This window comes from Streptomyces sp. S6, from assembly GCF_054880855.1.
Genome location: NZ_JBTYMC010000216.1, coordinates 1 through 11,665, shown reverse-complemented (window position 1 = coordinate 11,665; position 11,665 = coordinate 1). Strand labels below are relative to the sequence as shown.

Here is an 11,665-nt window from a genome sequence, read left to right as displayed (position 1 = left end):
TGGGGCGACCGCGAGGGCGCCGGTGAGGACGTCCGCCGCGCGGGCGCCGGCCATCACGGCGGGGCCGGCCGGGGTGGACTTGAGGCCGAGGTCGTAGGCCCAGACGAGGCCCGCGAGGGGAAGCGCTCCCACCAGCCCCCGGCGGCCTCCGGTCACGGCGGCGAGTGCGAGGCTCGCGGCGGTCAGGCCGGTCGCGACGGCGAGGGCGGTGCGGCGGGGCACACGGCCCGAGGGGACGGGCCGGTCGGGGCGCTCCACGGCGTCGATCGTCGCGTCGGCGTAGTCGTTGAGCGCCATGCCCGCCCAGTACATGCAGACGGAGGAGGCGGTGACGCCGAGGACGCGCGGATGCCAGGGGGTTTCGGCCGCCGCCGCTCCGGCGAGCACGTCGCCCGGGACGCTCAGCGCGGCGGGCGCCCTGACGAGTCGCACGAGGTCTGAAGTGCGCCGCTCAGCAGGCGAGTTGGAGCGGAATAAGGCTTTCCGATCATCCATGACCGAACCCTACTCATACTGTTTTCAGTTTCAAAAGTCTCCTGTCATGGCCAATGCAGTGGTGAAGCCGACATCCGCGTTCCTTTCACCGGGTGGCGCGGAGTCTTCGCCAGACGGCCTTCGCGGCGTTGTGCCCCGACATGCCGTGCACCCCGGGGCCCGGCGGGGTGGCCGAGGAGCAGATGAAGATCGCCGGGTGCGGGGTGGTGTACGGCGACAGGGACAGCTTCGGGCGCAGCATGACCTGGAGGCCGGAGAAGGCGCCGGTGCCGATGTCGCCGCCGACGTAGTTGGCGTTGCGGACGGCGAGTTGGGGCGGGCCGAACGTGGCGCGGGCGAGGACGCGGTCGCGGAACCCCGGGGCGAAGCGCTCCAGTTGGCGTTCGATCGGGTCCGTGAGGTCGCCGGTCCAGCCGCTCGGGACGTGGCCGTAGGCCCAGAAGACCTGCTTGCCCTCGGGGGCGCGGGTGGGGTCGACGATGCTCGGCTGGACGGTGATCATGAACGGGCGGTCGGGGGCGCGGTTCTCCCGGGAGGCGGCCCTGAGGGCGGCGCCGATCTCCGCGCTGTCCTTGCCGATCTGGACGGTCGTCGCGCAGCGGGGTTCCTCCGCCGTCCACGGGACGGGGCCGTCGAGCGCGTAGTCGACCTTGAACACGCCGGCGCCGTAACGGTAGTTGTCGTAGTGGCCGCCGAAGCCGGCGATGCGCGCGAGGGCCGTCGGCGAGGTGTCGAAGACGTAGGCGCGGGCCGGGGGGAGGTCGTCGAGGCGCTTGACCTCGTAGTCCGTGTGGATCTCGCCGCCGAGGTCCTTGAGGTAGCCGGCCAGGGCGTCGGAGATCGCCTGGGAGCCGCCGCGGGCCACCGGCCAGCCGCGCGCGTGGGCGGCGAGCGCGAAGATCAGGCCGACGGCGCCGGTGGCGACGCCGGAGAGCGGGGCCATGACGTGGGCGACGAGACCGGCGAAGACCGTCTTCGCGCGCTCGTCCTTGAAGCGGCGGGTCAGCCACGTCGACGGGGGGAGGCCAGTCAGGCCGAAGCGGGCCAGGGTGACCGGGTCGCGGGGCAGCGCGGTCAGCGGCAGGGACATGAAGTCCCGCACCAGGGTGTCCCAGTGGGGCAGGAACGGCTCGACGAGGCGCCGGTACGCGCCCGCGTCGCGCGGGCCGAAGGAGGCGGCCGTCTCGGCGACGGAGCGGGCGAGGACGGCCGCCGTGCCGTCCGGGAAGGGGTGCGCCATCGGGAGGTCGGAGTGCAGCCACTCCAGGCCGTACCGATCGAGTGGCAGCGCGCGGAAGGCGGGTGAGTTGATCCCGAGGGGGTGCGCCGCCGAACACGGGTCGTGCAGGAAGCCCGGCAGCGTCAGCTCCTCGGTCCGCGCGCCTCCGCCGACGGTCTCCTTCGCCTCGAACAGCGCGACCGAGAACCCCCTGCGCGCCAACTCAACCGCAGCGGTCAGGCCGTTGGGCCCCGCCCCCACCACCACCGCATCGAACACCACCGCCACTTCAGACCCCTTCGTCAGCCGCTCGGCCACCTGGGGTCAGGATATGCCGGGGGTACGACAACGGGTCGGGGGCGGGGTACCGGCGGTGCCCGACGGGGCTCCGCCGCCCGAGAACACCCCGCCCCGCTACCCCACCGCTCCCCCGCCCGCCAGCAGCCCCGACACCCTCCGGGCCGTCTCCGCATCCCGCGCGGTCGTGAACGGCAGCGCGTTGCCCCCGGTGATGCGGAACGGCTCCCCGGTGACGGTGAGATGTGTGCCGCCGGCCTCCGAGACGAGGAGGATGCCCGCCGCGTGGTCCCAGGCGGCCTCCCAGGAAAAAGCGGTGGCGTCGGACTCGCCGCGGGCGATGGCGAGGTACTCCAGGCCGGCGGCGCCGCACGCGCGCGGGGCGACGCCGTCGGTCCAGAGGCGACGCAGGACGGCCTTCTGGCCGTCGTCGGTGTAGTCGGGGTGGGAGCAGGCGACGCGCAGGTCCGCACCGGGCGCGGGGCTGCCCGCGTGCAGGCGCTCGCCGTCGAGATGGGCACCGCCGCCGCGGACGGCGGTGGCGAGCTGGTCCAGCGCGGGCGCGTACGTCCAGGACGCGAGGACGACGCCGCCCCGGGCGAGCGCGACCAGCGTGCAGAAGCCGTCCTCGCCGCGCACGAACTGGCGGGTGCCGTCGACCGGGTCGACGATCCAGACGGGGGCGTCGCCGCGTATCGCGTCGTACACCGAGGGGTCCGCGTGGACCGCTTCCTCGCCGACCACGACCGAGCCCGGCAGGAGCTTGCCGAGGACTTCGGTGAGGTACTTCTCGGCCAGCCGGTCGGCGTCGGTCACCAGGTCGTGCGGGCCCGCCTTCTGCTCGACCTCGCCCGCCCCGAGCTGCCGGAAGCGGGGCATGATCTCGGTCGCGGCGGCCGTACGGACCGCCTCCTCCACGTCGGCCGCGCGCCGGGCGAGAAACTCCTCGATGGTTTCCATGTCTTCGATCATGTGTCCATGAGAGCACGCCCCACTGACAATCCCCTCCCGGCCGCTGCACAGCGGATGTAATCGGGATGAAAACCCGGTTCCCGGTGGTCAGCGCCCGACGGCGTACCCCTGCATCCCGCGCGGGTTCGCGGCGGCCGACAGGACACCGGTGCGCGGATCGCGCGCGACGGCGCACAGCCGCCCCTCCGACCAGGGCCCTCCGACGGTCACGTCGTGCCCGCGCCGCCGCAGTTCCCGGACGACCTCGGCGGGCGTCCGGGACTCCACGGTGACGCTGCCCGGCCGTGTGCCGCGCGGGTAGAACGAGCTGGGGAAGGAGTCGTTGTGCCAGTTCGGCTCGTCGATCGCCCCTTGGAGGTCGAGTCCGCCACGCGCGTGCGCGCGCAGGGCGACGGCGAGGAAGAAGTGCACCTGCCACTGGTCCTGCTGGTCTCCCCCGGGCGTGCCGAACGCGAGCACCGGTTCGCCGTCGCGCAGCGCGATCGACGGCGAGAGGGTCGTCCTGGGCCGCCGTCCCGGCGTCAGGGAATCCGCCAGCCCCTCTTCCAGCCGGGTCATCTGGAGCCGTGTGCCGAGGGGGAAGCCGAGTTCGGGGACGACCGGGTTGGACTGGAGCCAGCCTCCGCTGGGCGTGGCCGCGACCATGTTGCCCCAGCGGTCGACGACGTCCAGGTGGCAGGTGTCGCCCCGGGTGGTCCCGTCGGTGGCGACCGTGGGCTCGCCGACCCCCACGGCGCCGGAATCGACGTCCACGCGCGCGTGCGCGGCGATCCGGGGTTCCCGTCCGCCCGGGGCACCGGGGCGCAGTTCCCACGACGCCTTGTCCCCGATCAGCTGCCGCCGCCCGGCGTTGTAGGCGTCCGACAGGAGTTCGGCGAGGGGTACGTCAGCGGCGTCGCCGTACCACGCCTCCCGGTCGGCCATGGCGAGCTTGCAGCCCTCGATCAGCAGGTGGACGTAGTCGGCGCTGCCGTACGGCGGGAGCTGCGGGGGCAGCAGGGCGAGTTGCTGGAGGAAGGCGGGGCCCTGGCTCCAGGGGCCCGCCTTGCAGACGGTCCAGCCGTGCCAGTCGTACGTCGCGGGCGTCTCGTAGGACGCGGACCAGCCGGCGAGGTCGGCGGCGGTGAGGGTGCCGGTGTGGTGCTCGCCGCTGCTGTCGAGGGTGGGGCGCGCGGACTGCCGCAGGAGGGCCTCGGCGATGAACCCGGTGCGCCACACGTCCCGCGCGGCGTCGATCTGCGCTTCCCTGTCGGCCTCCCCGGAAACCTCGTCCAGGAGGCGGCGCCAGGTGGCCGCGAGGGCGGGGTTGCGCAGGAGTTCGCCGGGGCGGGGCGGGCGGCCGTCCGGGAGGTAGACCGCCGCCGAGGACGTCCACTCGGTCTCGAAGAGGCGCTGGACGGCGGCGACGGTCGTGCCGACGTTCTCCACGGGCGCGTGTCCGTGTTCGGCGTATCCGATCGCGTACCGCAGGACGTCGGCGAGGGTCTTGGTGCCGTGGTCGCGCAGGAGGAGCAGCCAGGCGTCGAACGCGCCGGGGACAGCCGCCGCGAGGGGTCCGGTGCCGGGGACGAGGTCCAGGCCGAGCGCTCTGTGGTGCGCGATCGTGGCGCCCTGCGGGGCGACGCCCTGACCGCACAGGACGCTCACCTCGCCGCCCGCGGGCGCCAGGAGGATCAGCACCTCGCCGGCGGGGCCGTTCAGGTGCGGTTCGACGACGTGCAGGACGAACGCGCCCGCCACCGCCGCGTCGTACGCGTTGCCGCCGCTCTCCAGGACGGCCATCGCCGACTGCGAGGCGAGCCAGTGCGTCGAGGACACCATGCCGAAGGTGCCCTGGAGGGTGGGCCGGGTGGTGAACTGCATCTCGCCCTCGCTGTCTCACGTGCGCCGCGCGGTGCTCCCGAGCGGCCCCTACGGGTCGTTGGTACGACCATCAGAATGCCCCTCGTGCGACAGGCGCACGCGCGCCACCCGCCGGTCGTCACGAACAGCCACACCCCCGCGAATCTCGCGTCCTCGTGCTCGACGACACCGGCGACAGACCTCGCGGTGGAGCGGATCGCGCCCACTCCGCACTCTTCACCGCGTCCCTCGCGGCACATTTAGGGACGTTCACCTCGTCAGCGCGGAGCCGCGGTCACGACTCAGGCACTCAGCGAGTTCGCGCTTCCGCACCACCAGGAGTCGTGTGACACTGGCGTCCCGTCGTCCGCGGTGCGGACTGGTCTCCGTGCCCTCCCCCACAAAAGAAGTGCGCCTGTGCGTTCTCTTCCTCTGCCGCTCGCCCTCGCGGCACGTCTGTCCCCGGTGGTCGTCCTCGCCTGCGCGGGCTGGGCCATGTCGTCGTCCCCCGCCTCCCCCGAGGACTCGGCGGCGGCGGGCAACGGCACGACGCAGCGGACCCAGTCGGAGACGGACGATCCCGCCGCCTCGCCGGCCGCGACGAAGGTGTACGCCGCCGCGCCCGCGCCGTGCGGCAGTGTCTCCGAGAAGACGGTCACCTCGCTGGTGCCGGGTGCGAAGACGGCGGGCAAGGAGATCCCGTCCACGGACACGAAGATCCGCCGGACCTGCTCCTGGAACGCGCTCAAGGGGTTCGACTACCGCTGGCTGGACGTGTCCTTCGAGATCATGGACACCGAGGACGCCGCGGTGAAGTCGTACAAGGCGCGCACCGGCGAGAAGAGCGGCGGCGGAGCGGTGCCCGGACTCGGGGACGAGGCGTACTCGGTGGTGAACCTCACGACCGAGGACAAGCAACAGACGCGCGAGGGCCTGGTGTTCGCCCGCGTGGCCAACGCGCTCGTCGTCGTCACGTACAACGGCAGCGACTTCGAGACGAAGAAGGCGCCGGACACGAGCACGATCAACACGGGGGCGATCAAGGCGGCGAAGGAGGCGATGGGGGCGTTGCGGGGGAACAAGGCCGGCTGAGCGGTTCGCGAGGGGGACGACGGAAAAGCGGGGCAAGCGTTTTCACTCGCCCCGCTCTCCACGTTCACGCGACCGCCGTCGCCCCCTTCTCCCTCCCCCGCAGCGCCATCAGCGCCAGATACAGCACCATCGACGTCCCGAGCCCCACGGCCCAGCCGTAGTCGGCCAGAGACTTCAGCGCCGGGATCGGCCGGCCGTCGATGATCGGCTTGAAGCTCGCGCCGCCGACCGCGAGGACGCCGCCGACGAGGAAGGCGACGACGGCACGCCAGTTCCAGCCGTTCTCGTACCAGTAGCGGCCCCCCGTGCGGTACAGGTCGACGAGGTCGAGCTTGCCGCGGCGCAGGATCCAGTAGTCGGCGATGAGGATGCCGGCGACGGTGCCGAGGAGGCCGCCGACCAGGCCGAGCCAGGTGAAGATGTAGCCCTGCGGGTCGGAGTACAGCTTCCAGGGGAAGATCAGGACGCCGAGGACGCAGGTCGCGAGGGCGCCGGTGCGGAAACTGATCTTCCGGGGCGCGATGTTGGAGAAGTCGAACGCCGGGGAGACGAGGTTCGCGGCGATGTTGACGGAAAGCGTTGCCACAAGGACCGTCACCAGCGCGAACAGCAGCCCGAAGACGTTGTCGGTCTTGGCGGCGAGCTGGACCGGGTCCCAGATCGTCTCGCCGTAGACGGCCTGCGAGCCGGAGGTGACGAGCACCGACAGCAGCGCGAACAGGGTCATCGTGGTCGGCAGGCCGAGCGCCTGGCCCCAGGTCTGGGCCTGCTGCGACTTGCCGTAGCGGGTGAAGTCGGGGATGTTCAGCGACAGCGTCGACCAGAAGCCGATCATGCCCATCAGGGAGGGCCAGAACAACTTCCAGAAGTCGCCGCCCCAGCCGAGCTTGGACGGCTGGTCGAGCAACGGCCCGAACCCGCCCGCCTTGTCGCTCATCCAGATCAGCATGACGACCGCGCCGACGAGGACGAACGGCGCCGCCCAGTTCTCGAACCGGCGGATCGTCTCCATCCCCCGGTAGATGATGGCCACTTGGAGCGCCCAGAAGATCGCGAACGACAGCCACATCGTCCACGCGTACCCGCCGACCTTTCCGGCGTCGCTCCACCCGGAGCCGATCAGCTTCCCGGCGAGGAAGTAGATCGCCTCCCCGCCGATCCAGGTCTGGATGCCGAACCAGCCGCACGCCACCAACGCCCGTACGACGGCGGGCAGGTTGGCGCCGCGCACCCCGAACGAGGCGCGCGCGAACACGGGGAACGGAATGCCGTACTTGGGCCCGGCGTGCCCGGTCAGCAGCATCGGCACCAGCACGACGAGGTTGGCCAGGGCGATGGTGAACACCGCCTGCTTCCAGTCCATGCCGACGGCGATGAGACCCGAAGCGAGCGTCCAGGAAGCCGTGTTGTGGGCCATGCCGACCCACAGCGCCGAAAAATTGTAGGTCGTCCAGGTCCGTTTCTCGACCGGGACGGGGAGGAGGTCCTCGTTGGCGTAGGGGCCGCTGGGCTGCGGGGAGCCGGGTGCGATCTCCACCCGGCCGTCGGCGAGGGTGACTTGGGAGGGTGGCGGCGCGGTGGGCGCGATGTCGGTCATGGGCTGGCCAATCGGGGAGAGGGGATGCGGGGAGAGGCCGTGCGGATGCCGTGCGGGTGCGCGCGGGGGGGCGGGTGCGCGCCCGGGATGCGGGGCTGTGCCCGGCCCCCTCGCCGGATGCCTCAAGGCGCCTTCGCCGCAAGGCTTTCCGGGGAGGGGGAGACCAATTGACCAGGGTAGGCTCAGCCGTTGACGGCCGGGATCACCGTCGTGCCGTACGTGTCGATGACCGCTTCCTGCGCGTCGTGCATGTCGTAGACCGCGAACTGGTCGACGCCGAGGGCCCGGAGGGCGTTCAGTTTCTCGACGTGCTGTTCGGGGGTGCCGATGACGCAGAAGCGGTCGACGATCTCGTCCGGGACGAACTGGGTGTCGGGGTTGCCGCTACGTCCGTGATGTGAATAGTCGTAGCCCTCACGGGACTTGATGTACTCGGTGAGTTCGTCCGGGACTTGGGAGGAGTGCTCGCCGTACTTGGAGACGAGGTCGGCGACGTGGTTGCCGACCATCCCGCCGAACCAGCGGCACTGTTCGCGGGCGTGGGCGAGGGCCTCGGGCGAGTCGTCGGCGGTGACGTAGGCGGGCGCGGCGACGCAGATCCTGACGGCGTCCGGGTCGCGTCCGGCGGCTGCGGCGGCGTCCTTGACGGCCTTCACCATGTACTCGGTGAGGTAGAGGTCGGCGAGCTGGAGGATGAACCCGTCGGCCTCCTCGCCGGTCATCTTGAGCGCCTTGGGCCCGTACGCGGCCATCCACACGGGGAGTCGGGCGTCCGGCTTGGCCCACGGGAACTTGACGACCGTCCCGCCGAGATCGGCCTCCTGACCGGAGCCGAGGGCGCGGATGACCTTCATGGCCTCGCTGATCCGGGCCAGGGTGTTGGGAGTTCGCCCCGCGACGCGCATCGCGGAGTCACCGCGTCCGATGCCGCAGACCGTGCGGTTGCCGAACATGTCGTTGAGGGTGGCGAAGGTGGAGGCGGTGACCTCCCAGGTGCGGGTGCCGGGGTTGGTGACCATCGGCCCGACCGTCAACTTCGAGGTCTGGGCGAGGATCTGACTGTAGATCACGAACGGCTCCTGCCACAGTACGGCGGAGTCGAAGGTCCAGCCGTAGGTGAAGCCGTTGTCCTCGGCGCGTTTCATCAGCTCGATGACGCGCGAGGCGGGCGGGTCGGTCTGGAGGACAAGTCCGAAGTCCATGGGCGCCATTCCCTAGATGAGGTACTGACAGGTGGAGCGCGGGGTGTAGGCGCCGTGTCCGGCGCGTCCGGTGAACTCCCGCTCGGTGATGACGAGTTCGCCGCGCGAGAGCACCGTCTCGACCCGGCCGGTGAGCCGTTTGCCCTCGTACGCCGAGTAGTCGACGTTCATGTGGTGGGTCTCGGCGGAGACGGTCTGCTCGGCGTGCGGGTCGTAGATGACGACGTCGGCGTCGGCGCCGGGGGCGATGGTGCCCTTCTTCGGGTAGAGGCCGAACATCCGGGCCGGGGTGGCGCAGGCGATCTCGATCCAGCGGCGGCGCGAGATGTGGCCGTCCACAACTGCCTGGTGGAGCAGGTCCATTCGGTTCTCGACGCCGGGCAGACCGTTGGGGATCTTCGAGAAGTCGCCCCGGCCCAGCTCCTTCTGTCCCACGAAGCAGAAGGGGCAGTGGTCGGTGGAGACGACCTGGAGGTCGTTGGTACGCAGGCCCTGCCACAGCTTCGCCTGGTGCTCGCGGGGCCGAAGTGGCGTGCTGCACACGTACTTGGCGCCCTCGAAGTCCGGTTCGGCGAGGTTGTCGGTCGACAGGAACAGGTACTGCGGGCAGGTCTCGCCGAAGACGTTGAGCCCTTCGTCGCGCGCCCGCGCCAGCTCGGCGACCGCCTCCATCGCGGAGACGTGCACGACGTACAGGGGTGCGCCGGCGACCTGCGCGAGCCTGATGGCGCGGTGCGTGGCCTCGGCCTCCAGGAGCGCCTTGCGGACCTCGCCGTGGTAGCGGGGGTCCGTCTCACCGCGTTCCAGGGCCTGTCGGACGAGGACGTCGATGGCGATGCCGTTCTCGGCGTGCATCATGATCAGCCCGCCGTTGTCGGCGGAGCGCTGCATGGCGCGCAGGATCTGGCCGTCGTCGCTGTAGAAGACGCCGGGGTAGGCCATGAACTGCTTGAAGGAGGTGACGCCTTCCTCGACGAGGAGGTCCATCTCCTTGAGCGTCTCGTCGTGGACGTCGGAGACGATCATGTGGAAGGCGTAGTCGATCGCGCAGTTGCCCTCGGCTTTGGCGTGCCAGGCGTCGAGGCCCTCGCGCAGGGTGTGGCCGACGCTCTGCACCGCGAAGTCGACGATCGTGGTGGTGCCGCCCCAGGCCGCGGCGCGGGTGCCGGTCTCGAAGGTGTCGGAGGCGAAGGTGCCGCCGAACGGCAGCTCCATGTGGGTGTGGGCGTCGACGCCGCCCGGGATGACGTACTTGCCGGTCACGTCGAGGACCCGCTCGGCCGTCCACGCCTCAGCCGCGGGGGTGCCGGTGGCGGCGAGGGCGGCGATCCGGCCGTCCTCGATCAGGACGTCGGCGTGGATCTCGTCGGACGCGGTGACGACGAGACCGCCGCGGATGACGGTACGACTGCTCATTGCTCCCTGCTCCTGTTCTCAAGAACGGTTACTGCAACACCCGCGCGGGGCCCGGGGTTCGTGCTCCTGCCGGGCCCGCGCGCGGCGCCGGTCAGGGAGCGGTCAGCGGGCCGTAGGCGTCGGTGCGGCGGTCGCGGTAGAACTGCCAGCGGTCGCGGACCTCGCGGAGCTTGGCGAGGTCGAGGTCGCGCACGACGAGTTCGGACTCCTTGTCGCTCGCGACCTCGCCGACGAACTGGGCCTCCGGGTCCACGAAGTACGAGGTCCCGTAGAAGTCGTTGTCGCCGAGTTCCTCCACGCCGACGCGGTTGATCGCGCCGACGAAGTACTCGTTGGCGACGGCCGCCGCCGGCTGCTCCAACTGCCAGAGGTAGGCGGAGAGTCCGCGCGAGGTCGCCGACGGGTTGAAGACGATCTCGGCACCGGCGAGGCCCAACGCCCGCCAGCCTTCGGGGAAGTGGCGGTCGTAGCAGATGTAGACGCCGATCTTCCCGACCTTGGTGTCGAAGACGGGCCAGCCCGCGTTGCCGGGCCGGAAGTAGAACTTCTCCCAGAATCCCTTCACTTGGGGGATGTGGTGCTTGCGGTACTTGCCGAGGTAGGAGCCGTCCGCGTCGATGACGGCGGCGGTGTTGTAGAGGACGCCGGGCTGTTCCTCCTCGTACATCGGCAGCACGAGGACGATGCCGTGCTCCTTCGCAAGTGCCTGGAACCGCTTGACGATCGGCCCGTCGGGGATCTGCTCGGCGTACTCGTAGAACGCCGGGTCCTGCACCTGGCAGAAGTAGGGTCCGTAGAACAGCTCCTGGAAGCACAGGACTTGGGCACCCTGGGCGGCGGCGTCGCGCACCGCCTGCTCGTGCACCCGGATCATCGACTCCTTGTCGCCCGTCCAGGCGGTCTGGAAGATCGCGGCACGGATCACTCTGCTCATCGGGACCTCCGGTCACTCGGTGTGCGAGGAGCCTAGGAAGCCCGGGAGCCCGGTTTGAGTTGCAGCGTGTCACGTCTGGAGGCGCCGCGCGTGCCACGTTGTCACGCTCTCTCCGGCCCATGTTTCACCGCCGTTTTCGCAGGTGGATGCAGGTTTCCCAGCTGTTTCCGACAGCGCGGTCAGCTCTGTTGCGCGTCGTGCGCGAGGAGTGCGATGTGCACGGACGCCGCCTGTTCGAAGTCGTCCAGGTCGACGCCGAGGCGCGTCTGTATCGCCTCCAGCCTGCGGTACAGGGCGGGCCGTGAGACGTGGTGGAGCTGCGCGGTGCGCGACTTGTTGCGGCCGGTCGCGAGGTAGGTGCGCAGGACGGCGAGCAGATCGTCGTCCGCCGCGCGCAGCAGCCCGTCCAACTCCCGCTCGGCGAACGCCTGGACGTGCGGGTCGTCCCGCAACAGCCGTACGAGGCCGCGCAGATGGACGTCCTTGAGGCGGACGACGCCGGGGAGGTCGAGGGCGTCTCCCGCGCCGTCGACGGCGTCGGCGACGTGCCGTGCCTCGCGCAGCCCCGCCGGGACGTCCTCCCAGCCGCCGCAGGGCCC

Annotated in this window: 10 protein-coding genes; 1 reads left to right on the top strand and 9 read right to left on the bottom strand. The window is 71.0% G+C overall.

The window, feature by feature from the left end:
- The 4 genes from ACVNF4_RS25055 to ACVNF4_RS25040 form a co-directional block, all read right to left on the bottom strand.
- Positions 1 to 495 (bottom strand): UbiA family prenyltransferase (locus tag ACVNF4_RS25055; protein ID WP_461805132.1); only part of this gene is annotated, 495 nt, incomplete at its 3' end.
- An 85-nt stretch (positions 496 to 580) separates the two neighbouring features.
- On the bottom strand, positions 581 to 1,993 hold the full coding sequence (locus ACVNF4_RS25050; RefSeq protein ID WP_461805133.1) for a phytoene desaturase family protein: 1,413 nt from the start codon (positions 1,991 to 1,993) through the stop codon (positions 581 to 583).
- 135 nt (positions 1,994 to 2,128) lie between these two features.
- Positions 2,129 to 2,983: an inositol monophosphatase family protein gene (locus tag ACVNF4_RS25045; protein WP_461805131.1), complete on the bottom strand. Its 855-nt coding sequence runs from the start codon at positions 2,981 to 2,983 to the stop codon at positions 2,129 to 2,131.
- An 87-nt stretch (positions 2,984 to 3,070) separates the two neighbouring features.
- A complete protein-coding gene (locus ACVNF4_RS25040; protein WP_461805130.1) occupies positions 3,071 to 4,846 on the bottom strand; it encodes a gamma-glutamyltransferase family protein in 1,776 nt (591 codons plus the stop codon).
- A gap of 396 nt (positions 4,847 to 5,242) precedes the next feature.
- On the opposite strand from ACVNF4_RS25040, the gene ACVNF4_RS25035 reads away from it, so the two are divergent.
- Positions 5,243 to 5,917, top strand: coding sequence for a hypothetical protein (locus tag ACVNF4_RS25035; RefSeq protein WP_461805129.1), 675 nt, complete (start codon positions 5,243 to 5,245; stop codon positions 5,915 to 5,917).
- Between the two features lie 64 nt (positions 5,918 to 5,981).
- Here the strand turns inward: ACVNF4_RS25035 and ACVNF4_RS25030 are convergent, their stop codons facing one another.
- The 5 genes from ACVNF4_RS25030 to ACVNF4_RS25010 all read right to left on the bottom strand — a co-directional run.
- Positions 5,982 to 7,514 (bottom strand): NCS1 family nucleobase:cation symporter-1, encoded by a 1,533-nt coding sequence (locus ACVNF4_RS25030; protein ID WP_461805128.1) that lies wholly within the window; start codon positions 7,512 to 7,514, stop codon positions 5,982 to 5,984.
- Between the two features lie 182 nt (positions 7,515 to 7,696).
- Positions 7,697 to 8,716 (bottom strand): TIGR03842 family LLM class F420-dependent oxidoreductase, encoded by a 1,020-nt coding sequence (locus ACVNF4_RS25025; RefSeq protein ID WP_461805127.1) that lies wholly within the window; start codon positions 8,714 to 8,716, stop codon positions 7,697 to 7,699.
- 12 nt (positions 8,717 to 8,728) lie between these two features.
- A complete protein-coding gene (gene hydA / locus ACVNF4_RS25020) occupies positions 8,729 to 10,132 on the bottom strand; it encodes a dihydropyrimidinase (RefSeq protein ID WP_461805126.1) in 1,404 nt (467 codons plus the stop codon).
- 91 nt (positions 10,133 to 10,223) lie between these two features.
- Positions 10,224 to 11,066, bottom strand: coding sequence for a nitrilase-related carbon-nitrogen hydrolase (locus ACVNF4_RS25015; RefSeq protein WP_461805125.1), 843 nt, complete (start codon positions 11,064 to 11,066; stop codon positions 10,224 to 10,226).
- A 179-nt stretch (positions 11,067 to 11,245) separates the two neighbouring features.
- Positions 11,246 to 11,665 (bottom strand): PucR family transcriptional regulator (locus tag ACVNF4_RS25010; RefSeq protein WP_461805124.1); only part of this gene is annotated, 420 nt, incomplete at its 5' end.